This window comes from Algoriphagus aquaeductus (assembly GCF_003253485.1).
GTDB lineage: Bacteria > Bacteroidota > Bacteroidia > Cytophagales > Cyclobacteriaceae > Algoriphagus > Algoriphagus aquaeductus.
The window spans coordinates 272,790-296,471 of the sequence record NZ_QKTX01000001.1; the positions used below are offsets into that span (position 1 = coordinate 272,790).

Here is a 23,682-nt window from a genome sequence, read left to right on the forward strand (position 1 = left end):
AAGAGGATAGGTTAGTAGGGGCGCAGGTTTTCAGAATTATTAAACAGAGTCAGAAAGCTGAAAGAATCCAATTCGATCCAAGGCTTCTTTTAGTTCTTCTCTTTTTGTTTCAGATAGCTGATTTCCAGGAGATCGAAAGTCACCACAGTCAATCCCGCAAAATTTGAGGATAGCTTTCCCCGCCACAGCTCCCCCAAATTGGGAGTAGTGGGCAATGATATCAATCGACTTTTCCTGAAGGGCAAGTGCTTTATTGAGATCCTTTTCTTCAAAAGCCTGGATAATCTTCTGATATAGCGGAGCCGCATAGTTGTAGGTACTGCCGACTCCACCTTTGGCGCCCATGGCTAATCCTGCCAGGAGCATTTCGTCCCAGCCCCAGAGAATATCAAACTTGGAATTCTGATGGCGAAGGCATTGGTTGAATTCCATGAGATCGGTATGGGTGTATTTGATTCCTGCAAAAGAGGGAATTTCGGTTCCAGCCACATCCAAAAGCCTGACCATGGACAAATTCACTTGGGTGAGCAGGGGAATGTGGTAAAAGTAAAAGGCGAGATTCGGGGCGGCAGCTGCTATCGGTTTGAGAAAATCTGTGAGCGATTCCACTGAGCCGGGCTTTACATAAAAAGGGGCATTGGAGGAGATACCATAGATACCTTGCTCCTGAGCAAAAGCTGCGAGTTCGATACCTTCTGCCTGAGAAGTTCCTGAAACCATGGCAATGACTTTAAAGTCCTCCGAATTGTATGGTGCCCAAGCAGCGGTCAATGCTTTTTTTTCCGACAAAGTCAGCGAAGCCCCCTCACCGGTAGTTCCGTTGATAAAAGCGCCGACTACTCCATTTTTTTTGAGGTGCTCAGCATAGGCCGGGATGATCCCTAGATCGAGTTGGCTTTTGGAGTCAAAAGGAGAGAAGGTGGCTGTGATTAGGCCTTTAATTTTTTGGTAGTTCATTTGCGTATTTGATCAGAGGATGAGGAAAAAGGAACCGGCCAAGAGGCCGGCTCTTTTCTAATCTTAGTACTCAATCTATTTCTAACTCTATGAAGAACAGGATTAATTTCCGTAGCCGGGATTCTGGGTGATTTTGGAATTGAGACTGATGGTTCCCAAAGAGATCGGCCATAATTCCAAATGACGCTGATTTGCACGGTTTTTTAGGGAAGGGACTTTTTCAAACGCCTTGTCAAAGCGGATCAAATCCCACCATCTTTTTCCTTCGAAGCTCAGTTCAAGCAAGCGCTCCTGAAGAATTGCTTCATCATTTTCTGCCTGAGAGCCTCTCGTAAACCTAAACTCTTCAAATGCAGATCCATAAGCTCTTTGTCTGACTTGGTTGATTTCTGCACTTGGATCCTGTCCTAAGGCATTTTTCGCTTCAGCAATCAAAAGCAGGAGGTCGGCATGGCGGTAAATGATCACATCATCGATAAACCTCCTTCCGGATGGATCGATGAAGCCTCTGTATTTCAGGACTGCAGATCCGTAATAAGTTAAGTTTCCGGCTGCGTTCGGTACATTAATCTCCACGAAAGTTGCGTTTTTACGCTTGTCTTTTTCATGAAATGCAGATCTGACGATCTGTGATGGAGCCATCCGGTTGAGTCCTCCACCCTGACCAATGAGTGCTTTTGCTTCAGGGCTGATTTTAGCAGGAATTTCATCATCACGGATATATAGGGTGTTGTTATAGTTTGCCCCTGCCTCCAAATCCAGGAATCGTACAGCGAAAAGGATTTCCGAATTCCCTTTATTGTTGTATCGAAAAACCCGATCAAAATCTGCCTGTAAGGCCAATCCCGGAGCGGATGCTGCCTCAGTTAGCGCCTTCAGCGCTTCGGTAACATCGGCTTGTCCACCACCGCTTTTTTTTCCGGTCCAGAGATAGACTTCCCCTTTTAGCATCAATGCAGCTGGTTTTGACCAGAAAGCTTTTCCTGAGGCTAGATTGTTATTGGGGTATAGACTGATTGCCTTGTCCAAATCTGACTTGATGAGCGTGAAAATTTCATCCAAGGATGCCCTTGATTTGAAGGTAGTCTGAGCGTCATATCCTTCTGTAGGGTCAGTGACAAGAGGTGTTCCGCCCCATGTTTTTGCCATGACGAAGTAGACGTAAGCGCGCATTGTGTAGGCTTGAGCCAACATTCGGTCTTTGTTGGCCTGAGTAGAGAAGTTGATTCCGGGGACATACTTGATAATGAGATTGGCATCATGGATGATCGTGTAGAGTCTTAACCAGTTGGGACCTGCAAAATTTGGATCTAAGGTGTTTTCGAAATAGCGTTCTCGGCCTTCAGAGGCCTGAAGTCCATAAGTCAGGGTTTCGCTTCTGGATTCTCCCCAGAAAAACAGATTGTTTGAGGCTTCATCTCGGAAGCGGACATACATGCCGTTGAGAGCCCCATTGGCATTCTCTTCACTTACCCAAAATCCGGCAGTGGTAATACTGCTTATAGGTGTAAGTTCTAGTTGATCAGTACAACTGGGGGCGATGCTTAAAGCACCCAGTAACATAGAGTAAAGCCCTAAGGATTTTATAGATAGTTTCATGTTATTCTGCAGGTTAGAAGTTGACATTGATTCCCAAAAGGAAACTTCTTGGAATTGGATATCGGCCTGAATCGGTTCCTCCTTCTTCCGGATTCAAACCGGTATAGTTGGTAAAATAATGAAGGTTCGTTCCGGTGAAGTAGGCTCTTACAGAAGGGATTCGAAGTGGTTTCAGGATGCTTTGGGGCAGGTTGTACGCCAGCGTAACTTCCCTCAAAGCCAAGTAATCCCCTTTTTCGTGATAGAAGGTACTGCCCCGGAAGGAGTTGTTTTGAGCCAATTGGTCAGCCCACATGTATCTAGGGAATTGAGTTTGATCTCCCTGATTTTGCCAGGATTGAGTAGTCTCTTGGAGCATTCCGATATCGCCCTGGTATTGCCCGTTGAAGGTGGCTCGGGTCAGGTGATAAATAGTGTGGCCCAAAGCAAAGTCGGTTCGAACGGTCAAACTAAGACGCTTGTAATTGAACGTGTTGTGGAAGCCACCGGTGAATTTTGGGAAAATGTTACCGGCATAAACCCGGTCTCGGCTATCGATGGTGTCGTTTTTGTCCAAATCAGCCCAGTTGACATCGCCGCCAAACTTTCTTTTGTCATTCCCGGGCACCAAAAGGTCCAACGGGGCACTCCTTGCTTCTTCATCAGTGGCATACACATTCAGTTGTTGGTAGGCAAACAGGTCACCCAATCGGCCACCCTCCTGAAGTCCTCCTTTCCATATATATTGTCCAAGCAGTGGATCAAATACCAAAACTCCTCCGATTCTGTTGTTCTCGTTGTTGTTTTCAGGCAGTTGGACAATAGTGTTTAAGTTTCTCGCAGCAACCACTGAGGTTGTCCATGAAAAATCATTTTTCTGTACCAAAGTGGCATTCACTTCCAACTCCACCCCTTTATTTCTCAAAGAACCCAGATTGGTCAAAATCGAAGAGAAGCCAGTTGATTGTGGAAGTTCCAAATTGGTCAAAAGGTCGTCCGTAACGCGATTGTAGTAGTCAAATACGATCGTAACTTTATTTGCCAAGAGCCCCATGTCCAATCCGATGTCCAAAGTCTTGGATCTTTCCCAGCGGAGATCCTGATTGGCCATTCGGTTGTTTTGAATTGCCGCTCCGTTATTATATCTGGAACCGACTGAATAAAGTCCCTGAGCGTGAAAATCTGAAAGGTTGCCGATATTTCCGTTGACCCCATAACTCGCTCGGAGTTTGAGCGAGGAAACTTGCTTCGGAATGCTGCTCCAGAATTCTTCTTTATGCAAATTCCATCCAGCCGAAACCCCTGGGAAAAAACCCCAATAGTTATTTGCTCCCAGGTTTGAAGCTCCATCTTGTCGTGCGGAAAGGGAAAAGAGGTATTTTTTGTCAAAGTCATAGTTTACTCTTCCAAAAAAGCCGATGATCCGCTGCTGAGAATGGGAGGAAGAAACACCTGTTGGTTCAGCAGAAGCATTCAGTGTTGGAATCAAATCTGATGCAGCTCCCCTGCCGGATGCTGAGGCTGCATAGTTTTGACGATCGTAATATGAACCCCCGACTTTGGCCTGAAAATTATGAGCCCCGAGCGATTTGCTGTAGGTAAAGACCCCGTCAAACTGCTTTTGCCAATAGAGGGTATTATTGAAGGAAGCTGCCCGAGAGTCTACAAACTGGGTCGGGGTATTGAAGAATGACTTTTGAAAATCATTGAATGTTCCCTGAACAAAATACAAAGAGGCGATAGGCTCAAAAGTCAGCTCTGGAAGAATTTGATATACGCCTCCTGCTGAAAGCGTGAGTCTATTAGTTGAATTGAAGGCCTGTGATCGGCTCAAATGATAGAGGGGATTCCCTATGCTTCGATTTTGCCCCGGTGCTAAGGTACCGTCTTCATAGCGTAATTTGGCAGTGGGTGGAAGTCCAAGAGCTCTCTGAAAAAGCTCATTTTCGCTGAATACCTGCTTGTTGGAGGAATTCGTGAAATTTAATCTGCCATAAACTGACAATTTTTTATTTACCTCAACGTCTCCGTTCATTCGGACCGTGAAGCGCTTGAAGTCGGTATTGATTGCTACTCCTTCACTATTGAGATAGCCTATCCCCATATCAAACCGAGCCTTTTCAGATCCTCCTGAAACTTGTACATAGTGATTCTGTGAGGTAGCCTTCCGGAAAAGGATGTCTTGCCAATTGACTTCGTCGAAAATAATCGTCTTGGTCGGATCCACCGGGTCTGGCATAGATTGCCAACCTTCTTTTAGTTTGTGCTCATTCTCGGGGGTAAGATATTGAGGAGTAAAAGCGGTGTTGTTGTTGAGATTATTTCCAATTCCAAACCCATTGGCTTGGTTCAATCTGAACAGTTGACCCGGATTCTTTTCTGCCAAACGCATAATTCCGGTTCGGTTGAAATAGATATAATCTCTTGCCGAGGCCATCTCATACTGGTTCCACATTTCGGACACTCCGAAATTGTATCGATAGGATACCGATGTTTTTCCTGCTTTTCCTGTTTTGGTAGTGATGATCACTACCCCATTGGACCCCCGTGCTCCATAGATTGCTGTTGCAGCTGCATCTTTCAAAACTTGGAAAGATTCTATGTCGTCGGGGTTGATGTCATTCATATTGTTTCGAATGACTCCATCTATGATATAGAGTGGCTCCGCTCCGTTGGGATTGTTGATGGATGTACCTCCTCTGACAATAACCCGAGGGGCAGCTCCGGGTTGTCCGGTCGTTGTCTGGACCCGTACCCCAGAGACTGTTCCCTGCATAGCAGAAGCGGCATTGGCGAAGGGCACATTTTCCAACACTCGTTGGTCCACTTTGGAGACTGCTGAGGTTAGAGTTTCTCTGGACTGTTCGCCATAACCGATCACCAAAACTTCATTTAAATTTTGGGAATCAAGTTGGAGAGCGATGTCAAGCTTGCTTTGTGCAGCGATGGTGTATTCCCGGGTTGCATAGCCGATATAGCTAAATCTTAACTTGGCTCCGGGCGCCACCCGAATGGAATAATTCCCGTCCAGATCGGTGACTGTACCGGTGGTCGTGCCCATAATTAACACATTGACGCCTGGAAGGCTTTCGCCTGAGTTAGCGTCCGTTACCTTTCCGCTTACTTCTAGTTCCCCTTGTGCATAACCCGTCCGGATTAGTAAGGAGAAAAGCAAAAGCAGCAGGATACGTTGAAAGTCAAAGTACTTCATGCTTTTTTTGGAGTTTATTGTGATTGGTGAATTTGCCAGACTTTCTTCCCAATAAGTGGAAAAAAACCTGGTCAAACCTAGCTAGAGGCTCCAAAATGGGTAGGGGAGAAAAATCCGGAAATCGGTAGGTAATGGTCTGTTAAGGGAGATGAAAATCCGTATTTATGGGTAATAAAGTCCGAACTTCGTTGGGACTACCATTACCCTAGTCGGATTACTGATTACTTTTACCATTGAAAGCCATGCAGGAGATAGTAAAAGGTTCAATTATTTTCAAACAAAGATTCATTTTCAAGGGGATCTTTATGGTCCTGTTTTGGGCAGGGGGGGCATTTTCGGCTTGGACTCAGTCATCTAAGCCGGAAGAAAGCAATTCTTCTTTACCCCTTAAGTTTGCTCATTACTCAGGAAAAAGCGGCCTTCCCCAAAACTCCGTGCTGGCCATCTTTCAAGACAAAACCGGATTTATCTGGATGGGTACAGATGATGGGTTGGCCCGATTTGACGGTTACCAGTTTCAGGTTTTTCGACACCTTCCCGGAAATTCTACTTCCATTCACAATAATGTCATCCGGGCGATTATTGCTGATCCTGCGGGCAATCTTTGGATAGGTACTGAAGGGGGAGGTATCTCCATATTCAATCCTAAAAATGAAGTATTCTATAATCTGGCAAATCTGTCTCATGCCACCCTTGATTTAGGAACTTCCAAAATTTCCAGTTTGCTGATTGATAATCAGAATCAGATTTGGGTAGGAACCAATGGAAATGGTTTGTTTAAAATATCACTTGATTTCTCTGTGTTAAGTGGTCCTGATTCTTATCAAGATAAAATTAAGGTCAATTCTTTTAATTCAGGAAATGCAAATTTGCAGGATGATAAGATCTGGAATGTCTATCAGGACAAAAAAGGAAACCTCTGGATTGGAACTCTAGAAGGCGGAGTGTATATCCTTCCTGCTGGGGAAAATAAGCCTAGAAAACTTGAACTCTATTATAATGGGATGGCTGTTTCTTCGATAAAAAGCTTCTACGAAGACCAGCAGGGCAACTTTTGGATAGGAACTGAAAAGCAAGGACTATTTTACCAACCCTCAGGCAAGTCTGAATTTCAGCAAGTTTTTTTACCGGAAAAACGAAAGAGTTTTCAACAAAAAGAACTTAATGTCACCAGCATTCAGGAGGACCTTCAGGGCAATCTCTGGATCGGAACCTTAGGAAGAGGATTGTATATCCTAAACCCGAAATCGAGGGAAATTTTTCATTTTGAAGATGATCCAAGTGATCCATATAGTTTAAATGGAAATTCTGTTTATACCCAATTCCGGGATCGGGCTGGAAATATATGGTTGGGAATGTATTCTGGAGAGGGATTAAACAAAGTATCTCCTTCCTTACAGCAGTTTGAACATATCCGCTATGATCCAGATTTGCAAAGAGGATTATCCGGTAAAATGGTCAAATCGATTCTGAAAGATCGATCCGGTAATCTTTGGATAGGATTGTTTAATGGAGGCCTCAACTTTCTTCCGGCAAATTCCTCACAGTTTACCTACTTTTCTGCGGAAGGACGCGGGTTCCTTTCCCACAACCATGTTCAGTCAATTTTTCAACGAACCAATGGAGAAATTTGGATTGGAACAGACGGAGGTGGGATTACAGTTTATAATCCGGAGACAAAAAAAGCTTCATATCTTAAATACGATCCTGCCCAAAAGCTCTCATTGAGTAAAAATGAAGTATGGGCCATGGCGGAAGATAAAAACGGACAAATCTGGATTGGAACTGCCAATGGAGGAGGCCTCAATCAATATGATCCCCAAACTGGGAGGATTCAACATTATGTGAACCAGCCCGGCCAATCCAATAGCATCTTATTCAACGATGTGAGAGCGTTGTTGGTAGATTCTAAAAATAACCTTTGGGTAGGAACGTATGGGGGTGGATTGAGTAGGATGGATTTGGCAAAAAGAGAGTTTCAGCATTTTGTCCATGGCAATGCCTTGTATCCTCAAATAAGTCACAATATCATTACTTCCATTTTGGAGGATAATAAGGGGTTTATTTGGGTAGGAACTTTTGGTGGAGGACTACAGCGGATCAATCCCCTGACTGATAGCGTTCACGTACTTAGAGAAAAAGATGGTTTGCCCTCTGATATTGTCAAGGCGATCTTGGAAGATAATCAGGGACAGCTTTGGATCAGTACAGTCAACGGCCTTTCTGCCTTGGATCCGGTCAACCTGACTTTTCGAAACTATAAGGAGGAGGACGGACTTCAGTCTGATGAGTTTAATCTGGGCTCTGCATTTAAGGACAAAGACGGGAGACTATATTTTGGGGGAATAAATGGATTCAATTCTTTTTTCCCGGATAGGATAGAACCTTATCCAACTCCGAAAGCACCTGTCCTTACTGGGCTTAAGGTACTAAACCAAAAAGTAACTCCGGGTGAGCTTTGGGATGGAAAAATTATTTTAGAGAGGTCTATAACCTTTTTAGATGAAGTACAATTAGAAATAGATCAAAATTCCTTTGAGTTTGAATTTAGTTCATTAGAGTACCTTTCTCAGGAGAAAATTCACTTTGAATATCAACTCATCGGCTATGATCCTGATTGGATCAAAACGAACTCTCAGCGTAGGTTTGCTAATTATTCCAACTTGCCCCCCGGCACTTACCAATTCAGGATTCGGGCTGCTTACGAAGGAGATGTCCAGTATTCCCCCATTCGTGAAGTTAAAGTGCTGGTTCATCCACCTTGGTTTCGGTCACCGATTGCCTTTTGGGTTTATTTTATTCTTCTCATTGGTCTAGCCTATTCTGTCAAATCTTTTGTTTCTTGGAGAATTAAGTTGCGAAATGACCTTCGTTTCGAAAGACTTGAAAAGGAGAAGCAGGAAGAAGTCAATCAGTTGAAATTGAGGTTTTTTACGAATGTTTCTCATGAACTTCGGACACCTTTGATGCTCATCAAGTCTCCTCTGGAGAGACTGGTCCAACGATTGGACTTGCCTCAGGATGTTCAAAGGCAGTTAGACTCCATTCATGCCAATTCAGCCCGACTGTTAAGGCTGATCAATCAGCTTTTAGATTTCAGAAAACAGGAAACAGGCCATCTGAAGCTTGCGGTTAAGAAAGTGCAGTTACGTTCGTTTTTGACTCAAATCAAGGAATCTTTCGACGTGATCGCTGAACAACGTAACATAGAATTTTCCTTGAATCTTGGCGAGAATCTTCCCGACCATGTTTGGATGGATCCTGATCAGATGGAAAAAGTTTTTTATAATCTGATTTTTAACGCTTTTAAGTTTACTCCTGATTATGGGAAAATTAGCATTGGTGCAGTGCTCGGAAGCTTTGGTTCTGAGAAGGAGAGTCTGATTCCGGGCGTATGCTTTCAGGTAGAGGACAATGGAAGAGGAATACCCAATGATCAATTAGATCGAGTTTTTGACCGATTTTTCCAAGTAAAAGAAAAAGGCATTTCCCAAACTGCAGGAACCGGAATCGGTCTGGCACTTTCTAAAAATCTAGTGGAGTTTCATAAAGGACAAATAAGAGTACAAAGTATCCCTAATGAAAAAACAGTTTTCCAGGTAAATATGAGGTTGGGATTTGACCACTTCGAGAAGCACGAATTGACTGATGAGGATCCGTCTCAGGTGGAAAGTGAATGGGTAAAGACAGAAGTAGCCAGACTAAGTCTTCATTCAGGTACCTCCCCAATTAAAGAAAAAGAAAAAATGAAAAGGATTATTAGAGAGAGGCCGATGATTCTTTTAGTTGAAGACAATCCGGAGCTTTTGGAGCTGTTAGAATCTGTTATGGAAAGTTATTTCAATGTTGTAACTGCTGCAAATGGAAAAGAGGCTTTGGATATATTGTCCAATCAGGCGGTAGATTTTATCATTTCTGATGTAATGATGCCAGAAATGGATGGGGTCGAATTGTGCGCGCGCGTCAAAGGAAGTATTCAGCTTAGTCATATCCCTTTTATTTTGCTCACTGCCAAAAGCTCGCATGAACATCAATTACACGGATACGAAGCAGGTGCTGACGATTATATTCCCAAACCTTTCAACTTGGATTTATTAGTCCTCAAGGTGAAAAACCTATTGGACACCCGAGAAAAAATCCATCTTCAATTTAAATCCTCTCCAGACTTGGGCCTTCATCTTAAAATAGGAAATTCCTCAGATGAAAAGTTTATTAAAAAGGCTATGGATGTAGTGGAAGCCAATTTGGAATCAGAAAACTTTGGTATTCAGGATTTGGTAACCGAATTGGGGGTCAGCAGAACCTTACTTTTTGAGAAGTTCAAGTCGCTGCTTGGTCATACTCCAAATGAATTTATCCAAACGATCAAATTAAAATATGCCGCGCAGTGGATCAGGAAAAGTGATTTGAAAATCAATGAAATAGCATTCAAAGTTGGGTATTCGGATCCTAAATATTTTTCCAAAATTTTCCAGAAACAATTTGGGATGAGTCCTTCCCAATTTAAAAAGTCCTGATTTTTTCAGGTTTTATAAATGGGTATATCCACTTTCTAACCAGTAGGAATAGCTGGCTTATGAAATTTATCGAAAAGGTTGAAATCAGAAATCCTTCGGTCATCTGTCTTCAGACCCATTTATCAAAGAAGATTTGGCCGATGGTGCAATGGTGAAAATTCATATTTTTTAAATTTTAGGTAAAAATTACCCATTCTTCTCGGAGATTTTTTTTCCATTTGAATTTCTGGCCCGATCAATTGAACAGCGGCACTTGAAAAACCAATTACTCTTCTAGATTTGTACATCTGCCAGCTAGATATCCAAATCCATGAAGAAACCTGTGATCATCTCGATTTTTACTTCTGTTTTTTTCCTCGTTTATGGCCATAGCCTTGCTCAGGAAAGCGGATATGTTTCCCTTTTCAACGGAAAAAATCTTGACGGTTGGGTGGGAAATAAAGAATCCTATCAGGCCAAAGACGGGATGATTGTCATCGAGACCAAAGGAGGAGGAGGGGGAAACCTATTTACTGAAAAGGAATACGGGAATTTCATTCTTCGATTCGAATTTCAACTCACACCCGGTGCCAATAATGGCCTTGGAATCCATGCACCACTTGAAGGGGACGCAGCTTACGTGGGAAAAGAGCTCCAGATTTTGGACAATGAGCATGAGAAATACGCCAAACTGGAAACTTATCAATACCATGGTTCGGTCTATGGGGTCATGCCTGCCAAACGAGGCTTCCTTAAACCCACCGGCGAGTGGAATCAGCAGGAAGTCATCGTCGAGCATCCCAAAATAAAAATCATCCTTAACGGAACTACAATCCTCGAGGGAGATTACCTCGAGTCCAGCAAAAACGGAACCTTGGACAAAAAAGATCATCCCGGATTGCAGCGAAGTAGCGGGCATATTGGCTTTCTAGGCCATGGGGATGTGGTCCATTTCCGAAATATCCGAATCAAAGAATTACCTAACGCTCAATAATAAACCCCAACCTGATGAAGAGAAATTTTCAGATCATCGATCGAAGGGACTTTCTGAAAAAGTCCATCCTAGGTGCCGCCGGATTGGCATTGGCACCTTCACTTTTGGCAAAAGCCCAAGCAGCCGGACGTCTCCGGACTGCTCATATTGGACTAGGTGCGATGGGAATGGAGGACTTGAAAGCAATCGCCTCTCATGAGCTTGTCGATGTGGTCGCGCTCTGTGATGTAGATAGCAAGGCGCTACAGGGGGCAAGAGCTTTATACCCGAAAGCGAAAATATATCCCGACTATCGAGTGATGCTAAAGGATATGGAAAATGAGATCGATGCGGTGATCGTATCCACCCCTGATCATACCCATGCTCCAGCTTCCCTCATGGCGATGAAAATGGATAAGCCGGTGTATTGCCAAAAACCGCTTACCCATCATGTGACCGAGGCTCGGGAAATGAAAGCGCTAGCTGCTGAGAAAAAATTGGTGACTCAAATGGGAATCCAAGTCCATTCTTTCTATGATTACAAATTAGCTACCCTGTTGATTCAGTCGGGAATAATCGGGAAAGTTCATACCGTGAGAGCTTGGTCTCCTAAAAACTGGGGGACTGATAAGCCGACCCCTATGGGAAGTGACGCTGTTCCGGAAAATTTGGACTGGAATCTCTGGCTGGGTACAGCTCCCAATCGTCCATACAAAGAAGGGGAGTATCACCCCGGCAATTGGAGAAAGGTATTGGATTTTGGATGCGGCACGCTAGGCGATATGGGAGTACATATTTTTGATACGCCATACAATGCGCTCCAGCTCGATGTCCCACGCACCATTATAAACATTTGCAGGAAACCTACCGGATTTGGATTTCCGGAGAATAACATCGTCACTTACGAGTTTCCTCAGACTCCCTATACCACCGAGACACTCAAGTGGGTATGGTATGACGGACCAGGAGCTCCGGCAGATCATGAAGACCTGAAGTTGCCCAACGGGGATGCCCTTCCGGATCAGGGTGCGATGTTTTTGGGAGAAAAAGGAAGATTGCTTTTGCCTCACTTCCAGCAGCTTCCGAGATTGATCGTGGATGGTCAATATCAAAGTTTTGATGTCGCCCCGTTTAATTTGGGTGCACCAGTCAAGGACTACGAGGGTGAAAGCAAAAAGCACTACCACCAGTTTGTGGATGCCTGCCTGGGCAAAGACGAATGTTCTGCACCCTTTGAATACTCTGCCCGATTGACTGAAACCATTTTGTTGGGTGTGATTGCGGGACGTTTTCCCAACGAAACCCTGCATTGGGATAGTAAAAAAGCCCGATTTGCTGAGAAAAAGGCAAATAAGTACCTCGGTGGAAAATATCGAAAGTTTTAAGCTAGTAGCAAGAAGCTAGTGAGGAAGCGAGAGACAAGAAAAAAGAGACAGGAAGCGAGAATTAATTAGCCATCTTGGAATGGAGAACGGGGGACAAAATTCCAACTGCTCCCTAAACACTGCCTGTTGATTCGTCCGCTGGCGAACAAAAATGTTCGAGAATTTTGTGGTTCGATTTCTCAAAAATGGCCCCTGGAGCGATTCTAGGGGCTTTTTTATTGGCATAATACTGGGAGCTTTGGGGAAGAAAAAATGGATGTGAAAAGTTTTATTCTTTACTAAGCCAACGTTTTACCATGTGGAAAAACTATTTTAAAATCTCTCTTAGAAACCTTCAGAAGCGAAAGCTTTATGCAGGAATCAATTTGCTGGGCTTAACCTTGGCCATCACCAGTTTTTTAGCTATTGGACTTTTCATCCATCACGAGTGGAGCTACGACCGCATGTATACCGGTTCCGACCGAATCTACCGGATCAATCAGGAGTTCACTATGGGTGGGGAATCTCAATTGGCAAGTACCTCACCGTCCGCCTTGATGCCGACTTTGCTGGAGGAATTTCCTGAAGTAGAGACGGGTACGCTGGTTTTTGATCTGAGTATTTTTTCGTCGGTAATGATCGATGCCGGTACAGGCAATAGCGAGGAAAATAAGTTTGCCTACGTGGATGAGCGATTTTTTGAGGTGTTTGATTTTCGGTTGCTGGCAGGACAACCCGGAAGAATCCTCTCTGAACCCAATCAAATCGTACTGACCGAAAATACAGCCAATCGATACTTTGGTTCTGCCCAAAATGCAGAAGGTAAGATCCTAAAAGTGGAAGGGAAAGATTACCTCATCACCGGAGTTATGGAAAATTTCCCCAGCAACAGTCATTTGGATTTTGACTTTTTGGCTTCCTTCAAAACTCACCGTCATGGACGCGAACCTGCTTGGTCTCCGAGTAATTACTATTCCTATGTCAAATTGAAAGAGGGGGCAGATATCGCTGACTTTCAAGCCAAACTTCCGGCTATGATCGAAAAGTACCTTGGTGCAGATATGAGGGAATATGGGTTTAGCTTTGCCTTTTTTCCACAGCCAGTCACGGCTATTCACCTGGGGAATCAAAGTTTGAATTCAATCAAGCCCGGAACCGACATCCAGTACCTATACATATTTGCAGTAGTCGCCCTATTGTTGGTCGTGATTGGGGTGATTAATTATGTCAATCTGGCCACTGCGGAGGCCACTGAAAGACACAAAGAGGTGGGTCTTCGAAAGGTCATGGGGGCGGAGCGTTTCCAGCTTTTTGGACAGTTTGTAGCCGAATCCATGGTTTTGACCGCTGCGGCTGTTGGACTTAGTCTGGTAGGAATATACCTTCTCTCTGAGCCCCTTACCGGATTGGTTGGATTCAAGATCAGCTTGGATCCCCTGTTGTCCCTTCCAGGTTGGATGGGTATCCTTTTATTTGTGATTTTGATAGGCTTGTTGGCCGGGATATACCCTTCACTGATTCTTTCGGGAATGAGACCCATTCAGGCTTTGGGTAATAAAGTGAAAATCGGAAGTGGCGCTTGGGTTAGGAAAGGCTTGGTAGTGATACAGTTTTTTTTCTCCATAGGGTTGTTGATCGCAACGCTACTGGTCAAAGATCAACTGGAGTACATGCAGGAAGTGAATTTGGGCTATACCAAAGAGCGGTTGATTTCGATCAATTTTCACTACAATCTGATTCCAAAAGCTGAGGCAATCCAGCAGGAATTGGTACGCACCGGTTCGGCCGAAACCATAGCCCTTGCGGCCAATATGCCTGTTCATGTAAAGGCCAAATACTCCATTTTCCCGGGTGGAGATAATGATCGGGAAGTAATGGTCACGGGCTATGCAGGGGATCATCACCTGCTGAAGACCGCAGGATTGGAATTGATTTCGGGGCAGGATTTTTCGGAGACAGATATGATGCGCAATCAGCAGGCTGATACCGTGAGTGGCTATCCCATCCTGCTCAATGAAACCTCGGTCAAGGAGTTGGGCTGGTCTGTGGAAGATGCAGTGGGGAAAAAGGTGAATTTTGGTGGGGGAACAGCTTGGGTCAAAGGGGTGGTTAAGAACTTCTACTTCAATTCGCTGCATCATCAGGTAGGGCCAATGGTAATTTTCCTGAATCCGGATGAAACCAATGTCATGCTGATCCGAATTCCGGCCGGTGACCCCTCAGCGCATTTAGCATCCTTAGGGGAAGCTTGGAAGACGCTTGTTCCCGATCGCCCCTTCAATTATCAATTTGTAGATCAGGCCTATGCCCAACAGTACCGCTCGGAAGAAAAAGTGGGGATTCTATTCGGAGTATTTTCCGGTTTGGCCATTTTCATTGCCCTGATGGGATTGTTTGGATTGGTGTCCTATGTGGCCCTTCGAAGAACCAGGGAGATCGGAATTCGGAAAGTTTTGGGTGCAACCCAAACCGACGTGGTGGGAGTTTTGGCAGCTGACTTTTTTAAACTGTTGTTCCTTGCAGCCTTGTTGGCCATCGCAGTGAGCTGGTGGTTTATCCGATCCTGGCTACAAGGTTTCGCTCATCAGACTGCTGTCGAGATTTATCCTTTTCTGACAGCCATCCTCTTGGTACTGTTGCTGTCAGTTCTTACCATATTCTATAGGAGTTGGAAGGTGTACACACTCAATCCATCCAAAACCTTGAAAAATGACTAATCCATTGAATAATATACTATGATTCAACTTACCGAACTGGACAAATTTATCGAGTCCCGTTTTCAGCGGGTCTTCCTGCTCAAAGGAATTCATCTCACGATTAATGAGGGAGAGTTTCTGACTTTGATGGGGCCTTCGGGCGCAGGAAAATCCACCTTGCTCAATATCCTCGGCTTGTTGGACGAGGATTATCAGGGCACTTATTCCTTTCTTGGAAAGGATATCCGGGCGATGAAGGCCAAAGAGCGCTCCAATCTGCACAAAAGTGAGTTTGGGTACATTTTCCAGGCTTACCACCTGATCGATGAGTTGACTGTCTATGAAAATATCGAAACTCCGCTTCTGTATAGGAATGTTTCTTCTTCTGACCGCAAGAGTATCATTGCGGAGCTTTTGGACCGATTCAAAATGGTAGCCAAAAAGGATCTCTTCCCGGCACAACTCAGCGGTGGACAACAGCAGCTGGTCGGAATCGCAAGAGCTGTAGCCGGTAAACCCAGAGTCTTGCTCGCTGATGAACCCACCGGAAATCTCCATTCGGCGCAGGCAAAAGAGATCATGGAGGTTTTCCAGGAGTTGCACAGGGAAGGAACCACCATCATTCAGGCTACCCACGCCCGAGAAAATGCCGACTATGGCACCCGATTAATTCAATTGATAGACGGAAGAATAGACAGTGATGAACAAATTGCTTAAAAAGATTTTAGGATTCGGATTGGTATGCGGATCCTTTTGGACAACCCATTCCTATGGGCAGGATACTTTATACCTGACCTTTCGAGAGGCTGTTTCCATCGCTCAAAGCAAAAATCTGGATTATAAAATCACGGAAAACAATCTGGAGGTTTTGAGAAAAGAAAAACAGGTGGCGACTCTTTCCCATCTTCCCACAGCAGGAATTTCCACCAATTTGGCCAGGCAAACCGGGCAGCAGTTTCAACAAGTAGAGGGAGAAATTGTAGTGACCAATGTGACCAACGAAATCGTCTCTTCCAATCTCAATCTGAATATGCCCGTCTTCAATTCGGGACGAAGAATACTGGATACCCAATCTGCCGATCTTGCCTTGAAAGCTGGTGAAAAAGGGCTGGACAGGGCTAAGCAACTGGTGATATTTGATGTTGCCAGAAGGTACTTACAGGTGTTGCTGGATGAAGAATTGTTACGAATTGCTTCCGAAAACCTGGAAAACCAAAAGCAGCAACTTGTCCAAATCGAAGGATTTGTGGAGGCTGGGCTCAGAACTGTCTCAGATCTCTACAATCAACAGTCGGAGGTGGCTAGGCTTGAATCAGTGAAGGTAGATGCTGAGATCCAGTTGGAAAATGATCGATGGAGTCTTTCTGAATATTTGCAGCTGGATGCAGGAGTGATTCCTGTTTTGGAAAAAGTAAATCCTGAAAGTGAACGCGAATCCTTTTTGGAAATGGAACTGAATCAACTTTATGAACTCGCACAATCCAACCGATCGGATTTGACCCAACAGCGCTTATTGTCGGATTCGTTTAAGAAGGATATGCAAGCGGTCAAGGCCATGTACTTTCCGAGAATCAATGCCTTCTATAGCTATAATACATTCTTTACTTCTTTGGATTCCAGGTCAATGAGGGAGCAGTTACTGAGAATATATCCTCAAAACACGTTGGGACTTTCTTTAGTGGTGCCGATATTCTCGAGTTTTCAAACCCGGCTCGATGTGACCCGCAGCCGGGTGACCTACCAGAATCAATTGCTCAGGACCGAATCGGTAGACCGAAAGGTGTTTCAAGATGTCAAGCTTGCTCATCAAAATTACCTGGCGGCTATCAGAAAGGAAAAAAATGCTCAAGTACAGGTCTTGGCAGCTGATGAAGCGTCCAAGGCGGTCAGTGAACGGTTTCGCTTAGGGCTTTCCAGTTTTGTAGATTTGGCCACTGCCAATCAAACTTTGGTGAGAGCTCAGGCCGATCAAGCTCAGACGGTTTTTACACTATACTTTCAAGAAGTCCTGATGAAATATGCACTGGGAATCCTCGAAGTAGAGGATTGAATCACAAAAAAGGAAGGCCCAGTAAGCCTTCCTTTTTTGTGATTAGAGGGTTGTGGTAGTTGTTCTTTTAAAGCATTGAGAAGAACATATCCAGATCAGGAATCAGGACAATACGCGTTCTTCTGTTCAAAGCCATATTTTCAGGCGTGTCGTTTTCCACGACTGGTAAGTAGCTTGCCCGACCTGCAGCAATCATCTTTTCAGGAGCTACTTTGTATTTCAACTGAAGTTCTCTTACGATAGAGGTGGCTCTTTTGACCGAGAGATCCCAGTTATCTTGCACCACAGCATTCGAAATCGACCTAGGATCGGTATGACCTTCGATCATCACTTGCAGGCTTGGTTCTCCATTGATCACCTCGGCCAGTTTCTCCAGGAGCGGATTGGCTTTAGGACTGATTCTGTAGCTAGCGGTATTGAAAAGTAGTTTATCAGAAACTGAGATCATCACGACTGTATTTTCTATATCAATCTTGATGTCATCTTCATTTTCGGTTTCTGAAGTGATATTTTTCTTCAGATTGTATTGGATGGCCAGATTGACAGAATCTTCCATGGTTTTGGCCTCCGCCAACAAGGTTGGGTCTACATTCTGAAGAGTTTGTTCCAATTTTGCCAGGTGGTTTTTGGAGATCGGTGCAGAACCATTAAATGCCAAAAGAGAGTTGTTGGCTTCTTCCAAGGACGAATTGGTATCGCGTAGGCTGTTGATTCGGGCATTATATTCTGCCACCCGCTTTTCGATAGCGGTCATTTTTTCTTCCAGCTCTGCTTTTTCTTTATTGACCTCAGCAAGCTCGGATTGGGTTCTGAAAAGGTTTCCTTCGAGTTCGGTGTATTTTTTCTTGGAAACACAGGAGATGGTCAAACTTAGGCCTAAGGCCGTAGCGAGAATCATTGACTTTTTCATAGGTATTTCAGTCTTGTTTCTTTCTACTCTCCAAATGCATCGCCAGATGTCATTTCAGCAAGAAGTAAGGAGTGCCAAAAGTTCTGAAATATCCTAGAATCCGCTTAATCTGGCAGATTTGGGGGTTTTTCATCAAGATGAAAAAAAGCACAGCCTCGATTCTGAAGCTGTGCTTTTTGGGAAAAAGTGGGGAATTTTTCTACAGGTTGTCTTTTGTTTTTAGTCCGCGAGTCGGTTCACGATTCGGAATTCGTTCATTACCCGATAGGCAGCCCGCGTGATATCGGATGGGAAATTGGGGGATTCCAGATCGAAATTTGCTGCTGTGTAGCCTTGCCAAATCGTATTGCCTTTTTTGCTGTCAATCACATAGATTACAAGCATTCCATGGTTTTGGGTGTATTTTACCTGATTGTAAGTTTCGTCTTTTTCTTGTTCACGTTCGATATCACCCTCTTCATTTCTGTAGGTTAGGCCTGTTCTATTGAGCCAATAATCGAATTCGGGCTGTACGTATCCCCGATATCTTACTGAGTCTGTAAAGATCTTATAGCTTACCAATAAGTCCGGCTTGCTCACCTGTTCTCTAAATCCTTGTGAACCCAAGCGAGCTCCAATCGTCGCGTTGAGAACCGGGGCAATCACGGTGGTATCCATGTCGATGGATTCTACGAAGGCAAAAGTTTTATATTTTTTAAATGAGCCGGTGTAGTTGTAGTCGTAGTCTGTGACATAATCTTTGGAGGAGAAGCAAGACACGCTCAAAATCAAAAGGAGGCCAAGGAAAAAGGGAGAGGCTTTCATAATTTTTTTATTAAGACATGAGTACTCGAGAGGAGGTTGATTGCAAACTATTCAGATTAGTCAACCTGTGCTTTAAGAATTTTGTTTTTCAAATCCTTAAAATTCAGGGTAATGACTTCTTAATTTAGAAAAAAAGCAATAAAAAAGCTCCCTGATGGGGGAGCCATTTTTGAAGGAGTTTTATAAAATCACTTTCGTGAATAGAGCTGATGGAATATTCCCACCTGTAATTGCCCTTTGGAAATGGTGTTGGTGGTTTGCTCTAAGAAACCGAGTTGCATGGCGACTCCTTTTTGAAGTCGATACCCCAATCCCAGGTAAAGCCTGTTCCGGTCAAAATACTCGATCCGCTCATTGGGTTTTTCTCCATTAATGAAAATTTCATCATAGGCTTGCAAATACCAAGAGCCCTGCTCAGAAAGTTCTTTGGAATTGAGTGGGATGTTGAGAAACAGGGTATAGCGAAATCGTGTTCTGAAATCCTGATCTTCAATCCACCGCTGTTCATACCTGTATCGGTGGGTCAACCCGATTTTGCCCAGTTTTTGGCGTAAAATCGCTTCCTGGAAAATACGGTTCTCATGAAAAGTTTCCCTGGATTTTCCAGAGGTACCACTGGTGATACTGGCATATCCAGTCAAAAAGCTAGCTTGTCCGGATTTAAGATTATACTGAAGCCCTGTCCGGAGCAGCAATTGATCCAGATCGCTACTCACCTGAAAACTTCTCAGCTGAGCTTCCCCATGGATAGCCCAAGGGCTTTCTTTGAATCGAAAATTGCCAAAATACATGTACCAGGCCCCCAGATCATTTGGGTCTTGGGCGAAGGTCGGAATTGCGCAAAGAATGGAGAATAGAAGAAGGAGGATTTTTTTCATTAGTGGAAATTCTACAATAGGTTTGGGAAAATTGGAAGGATTATGTCGGATTTCCAAACCCTTATTTCATCAGTCAAAAGCTGCAATATGTGCGAGGAACATTTGCCTTTGGGGCCCAAACCCGTATTTTCCATTCATCCTGAGAGTAAAATTCTCCTCATCGGACAAGCACCAGGCACAAAGGTTCATGCCACAGGCATCCCCTGGAATGATCCCAGTGGTGATGAACTTAGACGTTGGCTAGCTGTGGATCGGGATATCTTTTACAATCCGGAGATTTTTGGAATAATGCCCATGGGATTTTGCTATCCGGGTAAAGGTAAAGGGGGAGACTTACCTCCCAGGCCAGAATGCGCCACAACTTGGCATGATCGACTTCTTGCTTCCATGCCAAAAGTTAAGCTCATACTGCTCGTCGGATCTTTTGCCCAGCGCTACTATTTGGGAGAAAGGATAAAGCCAAACCTAACCGAAACCGTCAGGCAGGCTAAGGAATATTTACCGGAATATTTTCCGCTCGTTCACCCTTCTCCGAGAAATCGACTTTGGATGAAAAAAAATCCATGGTTTGAGGCAGATATTTTACCGGTATTGAGGGAAAAAATCTTGGGCATAATTTAGTTTTTCTAATAATTGTCTATATTTTGACTACAATCTTATTTTATTGTTATGAAATGCCCATGAGAATGGCTTCTCACACAGGGAAATGATTATCCAGGGCATTCCATGTGGCAAATGACAATCAAATTATAAACAGATGAAAAACACACCTTTAATTTTTATGGGCGCTGTATTAGGAATTTTTTCTTGCAGCCCAACCATAGACCAAACCGCAGTTAATTATTCACTTGAGATCGAAGATTCGGTTATGATTAATCATTTGGGTTCCCTTTATCTGATTGATTATGATTCCAAGAATGATAAATTTCTATTATCCGACGAGTCTTTTTATAACTATGTCGAAGCGAATAAGGAGGGAGAAAAAGTATTTGAAGGGAGGCTTCCTGTAGATGGACCAGATGCTATTGATATGGCTTTGGGAATGGGCTATTTTAGAGGGAATATTGCTGTAGCCACTGCCAATCAAGGGTTTAAGTTGTTTGATCAGGGGGTGTCTGTAGGAGCCATCAAGATCCCATACGCGTATAATTCTTTCAATTTTTTACCTAAAATCGGATTGACGGAATGGAATGGAGGGATTCTATATCCGAGGTTGTTGGCCGATTCGCTCATGGCTGCAGGATTCACTGAGGAGTTTTATGCCCGGGGTTATACTGATCCGCTTTTTGAGTTTCAAAAAGAAGGTCAGGAGGTGAAAAACTTGGGATTCTTACCTGAGACCTCGCCTTTGAGAAACGGGAATTTTCATGGCAGTTTGGTTTTGGTATACCATCTTCAGGGCCCAAATCTTTATTTACTCAATTGGGTGAGACCGGAGATACTGAAGTATTCGGCCGAAATTGGGGATATCACTGCTGTGGAGACAGTCAATCTTGGTTTGGAAAATTGGGTGTCATACGATGAAACACCCCTCAACAATGCCCAGAACTTTTATGAAACTTACCGTAAAAAAATGCCGGGAACGGTGAGAAATATCCAATCGGTCGGAGACTATTTCTTGGTTCAATACCAATTAGGAATTCCGGAAGAGGTGTTTGCCACGATATTGGACGGGGAGGGAAGACTGAAGTCGGAAGAAGTCGCCAAAATCAATCCACCTCTCATCGCGGTTTTGGATAAAAACCTCAAAGTTCTGGCAAAGGATCTTCGACTTCCTCCAGCATCCAATGGTGATTTTGTGGTGACTAAGGAGGGGCATATAGTTGTATCCAAAAATCCCAACCTTTCTGAAACTGAAGATCCGGGTACTATCCTTTATAAATTGAAACTGAAAACTGATTAGGGAAATCTGAGGTTCAACGGGTGGGAAAAAAGTGGGTTTTCAACTAACTTTCTTAAATTCAGAGAAACTTTTTTGCCTATGGATACTGTAAAAAGAGTTTGTCAGCATTGCGGAAAACCCATTCATGGGCGTCCTGATAAGAAGTTTTGTGATGATGCCTGTCGCAATACGTTCAATAATCAACAGAATGCGATCACGACCAACCTGATTCGCAATATCAATCACGCTTTGAAGCGCAACCGGCATATCCTTGCTGGATTAATCCCGGAAGGAGAAAAGTTGGCTAAAACTACCAGGGAAAAACTCATTAGAGAGGGCTTTAACTTTCGGTATTTTACCCATGTCTACCAAAATCAGAAGGGCAACCTCTATCATTATTGTTATGATTTTGGCTATCTGGGCTTGGAAGGGGATTGGTTTTTGATTGTCCGGGGAAAAGAATGAATTCAGGTTTAAGGCTTTCTTTTTCCCGGTTCCCTCGTGCCCGCACCAATTCTCTGGGTGAGATGATCCCCCATGTCTTCCCTTGCCTGCTCGGCAAATTCCCTGAGTTGGTTCACCACATCAGGAAATTCCGAAAGAATATCTTTTGATTCTCCGGGATCTGTAGACAGGTCGAAGAGCATTTCTTTCTCCATTCGGATATAGCTGTACTTCACCGGTAGTCCGTCATTCCGGAGTTCTGAGCCCGCTGGAATGGTGCGATACACATGCGGGAAGACCAATTTCCACTTTCCATAAATAACCGCTTGCAGTTCGTTTTGATTGTAGTAAGCATAGTATGGATACTCAGGAATTGCCTTTCCTTGGATGAGTGGCCAAATGCTTCGACCGTCTATCGGTAATTCAGGTAGTGGGGAGGAAGTGATCTCTGCCAAGGTGGGTAAGATATCAATGGTCATGGCAGGCTGATTTGGGATAACTCCGGAAGGAATTTTACCGGGCCAGGTAAAAATTGCAGGAACTCGAATTCCGCCGTCCCAAGATGTGCCTTTACCTTCTCTCAGACCGCCTTGAAGACCGGAATGACCTCCGTAAGATAGCCAGGGCCCATTATCCGAGGTGAAAATAATCAGTGTATTTTCGCTCAATCCCAAATCGTTCAGTTTTTTTCGGATTTGGCCTACAGACCAGTCGATTTCCATCATGACATCACCATAAAGCCCCTGCTCAGACTTTCCGCGAAATTTATCCGAAACGAAAAGCGGAACATGAGGCATACTATGAGCGAGATACAGGAAAAAAGGCCTATCCTTATTCTGCTCGATAAATTCCAGGGACTTTTGCGCATACCAAGTTGTTAATTCAGATTGATCTTCAAGGTAGGCCAATGTTTTTTCTCCTTCGATCAAAGGAAGTGGAGGGTAGTAATTTTTGCTTTCCGGGTGATTGGGCCACATGTCATTGGAGTAGGGGAGTCCGTAAAACCGATCAAAGCCCTGTTTGGTAGGTAAAAACTCCTCCAAATGACCAAGATGCCATTTTCCGACCATTCCTGTAGCATAGCCGTTGCCTTGAAGCATTTCGGCAATAGTTGTCTCTTTCGGGTTCAATCCATGCGTAGCGGTATGATCCAAAGCTCCGTGAATTCCGATGCGGTTGGCATAAGACCCGGTGAGCAAGGCAGCACGGGAAGCACTGCAAACAGCATGGGGGACGTAGAATTGATCAAATTTGGCACCATCCGCAGCCAGCTGATCCAAATGGGGAGTGGTCCAGCCGGTAGCGCCATACACCCCTAAATCACCGTAAGCCAAATCGTCTGCAAAAATCAGAATGATATTGGGTCTTTCCTGCGCTGTTGTGAAACTGAGCGTCAAAAAATAGAAGCAGGCAATCCAGGAAAGGGATTTGATGTTCAT

At 44.1% G+C, this 23,682-nt stretch carries 16 protein-coding genes; 9 read left to right on the forward strand and 7 right to left on the reverse strand.

Features of this window, described 5'->3' with window-relative positions; all coding sequences use genetic code 11:
• Nucleotides 1–39 precede the first annotated feature (39 nt).
• The 3 genes from CLV31_RS01180 to CLV31_RS01190 all read right to left on the reverse strand — a co-directional run bounded on the left by CLV31_RS01180 (nt 40) and on the right by CLV31_RS01190 (nt 5,746).
• Nucleotides 40–957 (reverse strand): dihydrodipicolinate synthase family protein, encoded by a 918-nt coding sequence (locus CLV31_RS01180; protein WP_111391039.1) that lies wholly within the window; start codon nt 955–957, stop codon nt 40–42.
• A 102-nt stretch (nt 958–1,059) separates the two neighbouring features.
• Complete coding sequence (locus CLV31_RS01185; RefSeq protein ID WP_111391040.1) at nt 1,060–2,556, reverse strand: RagB/SusD family nutrient uptake outer membrane protein; 1,497 nt, start codon at nt 2,554–2,556, stop codon at nt 1,060–1,062.
• Between the two features lie 13 nt (nt 2,557–2,569).
• Entirely contained in the window at nt 2,570–5,746 is a 3,177-nt protein-coding gene (locus CLV31_RS01190; protein ID WP_111391262.1) for a SusC/RagA family TonB-linked outer membrane protein, read from the reverse strand.
• Between the two features lie 242 nt (nt 5,747–5,988).
• Between CLV31_RS01190 and CLV31_RS01195 the strand changes: the two genes are divergently transcribed.
• The 6 genes from CLV31_RS01195 (at nt 5,989) to CLV31_RS01220 (ending at nt 17,325) form a co-directional block, all read left to right on the forward strand.
• Nucleotides 5,989–10,263, forward strand: coding sequence for a hybrid sensor histidine kinase/response regulator transcription factor (locus tag CLV31_RS01195; protein ID WP_111391041.1), 4,275 nt, complete (start codon nt 5,989–5,991; stop codon nt 10,261–10,263).
• A gap of 310 nt (nt 10,264–10,573) precedes the next feature.
• Entirely contained in the window at nt 10,574–11,236 is a 663-nt protein-coding gene (locus tag CLV31_RS01200; protein ID WP_111391042.1) for a 3-keto-disaccharide hydrolase, read from the forward strand.
• 14 nt (nt 11,237–11,250) lie between these two features.
• Nucleotides 11,251–12,600, forward strand: a complete 1,350-nt coding sequence (locus CLV31_RS01205) for a Gfo/Idh/MocA family protein (protein ID WP_111391043.1) — start codon at nt 11,251–11,253, stop codon at nt 12,598–12,600.
• 296 nt (nt 12,601–12,896) lie between these two features.
• On the forward strand, nt 12,897–15,296 hold the full coding sequence (locus tag CLV31_RS01210; protein ID WP_111391044.1) for an ABC transporter permease: 2,400 nt from the start codon (nt 12,897–12,899) through the stop codon (nt 15,294–15,296).
• Nucleotides 15,297–15,314: 18 nt separating this feature from the next.
• Nucleotides 15,315–15,992, forward strand: a complete 678-nt coding sequence (locus CLV31_RS01215) for an ABC transporter ATP-binding protein (protein ID WP_111391045.1) — start codon at nt 15,315–15,317, stop codon at nt 15,990–15,992.
• Entirely contained in the window at nt 15,976–17,325 is a 1,350-nt protein-coding gene (locus CLV31_RS01220) for a TolC family protein (RefSeq protein WP_111391046.1), read from the forward strand. The genes CLV31_RS01215 and CLV31_RS01220 overlap by 17 nt, the downstream gene beginning before the upstream one ends.
• 67 nt (nt 17,326–17,392) lie before the next feature.
• Here the strand turns inward: CLV31_RS01220 and CLV31_RS01225 are convergent, their stop codons facing one another.
• The 3 genes from CLV31_RS01225 to CLV31_RS01235 all read right to left on the reverse strand — a co-directional run bounded on the left by CLV31_RS01225 (nt 17,393) and on the right by CLV31_RS01235 (nt 19,917).
• Nucleotides 17,393–18,235, reverse strand: coding sequence for an OmpA family protein (locus CLV31_RS01225; protein WP_111391047.1), 843 nt, complete (start codon nt 18,233–18,235; stop codon nt 17,393–17,395).
• 219 nt (nt 18,236–18,454) lie between these two features.
• A complete protein-coding gene (locus CLV31_RS01230) occupies nt 18,455–19,039 on the reverse strand; it encodes a DUF4136 domain-containing protein (protein ID WP_111391048.1) in 585 nt (194 codons plus the stop codon).
• Between the two features lie 188 nt (nt 19,040–19,227).
• A complete protein-coding gene (locus tag CLV31_RS01235; RefSeq protein ID WP_111391049.1) occupies nt 19,228–19,917 on the reverse strand; it encodes a DUF2490 domain-containing protein in 690 nt (229 codons plus the stop codon).
• 42 nt (nt 19,918–19,959) lie between these two features.
• Between CLV31_RS01235 and CLV31_RS01240 the strand changes: the two genes are divergently transcribed.
• The 3 genes from CLV31_RS01240 to CLV31_RS01250 all read left to right on the forward strand — a co-directional run bounded on the left by CLV31_RS01240 (nt 19,960) and on the right by CLV31_RS01250 (nt 22,264).
• Nucleotides 19,960–20,538, forward strand: a complete 579-nt coding sequence (locus CLV31_RS01240) for a uracil-DNA glycosylase family protein (RefSeq protein WP_111391050.1) — start codon at nt 19,960–19,962, stop codon at nt 20,536–20,538.
• Between the two features lie 136 nt (nt 20,539–20,674).
• Nucleotides 20,675–21,820: a hypothetical protein gene (locus CLV31_RS01245; protein WP_146250845.1), complete on the forward strand. Its 1,146-nt coding sequence runs from the start codon at nt 20,675–20,677 to the stop codon at nt 21,818–21,820.
• 78 nt (nt 21,821–21,898) lie between these two features.
• Entirely contained in the window at nt 21,899–22,264 is a 366-nt protein-coding gene (locus CLV31_RS01250; protein WP_111391052.1) for a DUF2116 family Zn-ribbon domain-containing protein, read from the forward strand.
• Between the two features lie 8 nt (nt 22,265–22,272).
• Here CLV31_RS01250 and CLV31_RS01255 read toward each other — a convergent pair whose 3' ends face one another.
• Entirely contained in the window at nt 22,273–23,682 is a 1,410-nt protein-coding gene (locus CLV31_RS01255; RefSeq protein ID WP_111391053.1) for a sulfatase family protein, read from the reverse strand.

Excerpts from the sequence above, each read along its gene's own strand:
- CLV31_RS01180 (WP_111391039.1), bottom strand. The coding sequence starts at position 957 with ATGAACTACCAAAAAATTAAAGGCCTAATCACAGCCACCTTCTCTCCT.
- CLV31_RS01185 (WP_111391040.1), bottom strand. The coding sequence starts at position 2,556 with ATGAAACTATCTATAAAATCCTTAGGGCTTTACTCTATGTTACTGGGT.
- CLV31_RS01190 (WP_111391262.1), bottom strand. The coding sequence starts at position 5,746 with ATGAAGTACTTTGACTTTCAACGTATCCTGCTGCTTTTGCTTTTCTCC.
- CLV31_RS01195 (WP_111391041.1), top strand. The coding sequence starts at position 5,989 with ATGCAGGAGATAGTAAAAGGTTCAATTATTTTCAAACAAAGATTCATT.
- CLV31_RS01200 (WP_111391042.1), top strand. The coding sequence starts at position 10,574 with ATGAAGAAACCTGTGATCATCTCGATTTTTACTTCTGTTTTTTTCCTC.
- CLV31_RS01205 (WP_111391043.1), top strand. The coding sequence starts at position 11,251 with ATGAAGAGAAATTTTCAGATCATCGATCGAAGGGACTTTCTGAAAAAG.
- CLV31_RS01210 (WP_111391044.1), top strand. The coding sequence starts at position 12,897 with ATGTGGAAAAACTATTTTAAAATCTCTCTTAGAAACCTTCAGAAGCGA.
- CLV31_RS01215 (WP_111391045.1), top strand. The coding sequence starts at position 15,315 with ATGATTCAACTTACCGAACTGGACAAATTTATCGAGTCCCGTTTTCAG.
- CLV31_RS01220 (WP_111391046.1), top strand. The coding sequence starts at position 15,976 with ATGAACAAATTGCTTAAAAAGATTTTAGGATTCGGATTGGTATGCGGA.
- CLV31_RS01225 (WP_111391047.1), bottom strand. The coding sequence starts at position 18,235 with ATGAAAAAGTCAATGATTCTCGCTACGGCCTTAGGCCTAAGTTTGACC.
- CLV31_RS01230 (WP_111391048.1), bottom strand. The coding sequence starts at position 19,039 with ATGAAAGCCTCTCCCTTTTTCCTTGGCCTCCTTTTGATTTTGAGCGTG.
- CLV31_RS01235 (WP_111391049.1), bottom strand. The coding sequence starts at position 19,917 with ATGAAAAAAATCCTCCTTCTTCTATTCTCCATTCTTTGCGCAATTCCG.
- CLV31_RS01240 (WP_111391050.1), top strand. The coding sequence starts at position 19,960 with ATGTCGGATTTCCAAACCCTTATTTCATCAGTCAAAAGCTGCAATATG.
- CLV31_RS01245 (WP_146250845.1), top strand. The coding sequence starts at position 20,675 with ATGAAAAACACACCTTTAATTTTTATGGGCGCTGTATTAGGAATTTTT.
- CLV31_RS01250 (WP_111391052.1), top strand. The coding sequence starts at position 21,899 with ATGGATACTGTAAAAAGAGTTTGTCAGCATTGCGGAAAACCCATTCAT.
- CLV31_RS01255 (WP_111391053.1), bottom strand. The coding sequence starts at position 23,682 with ATGAACATCAAATCCCTTTCCTGGATTGCCTGCTTCTATTTTTTGACG.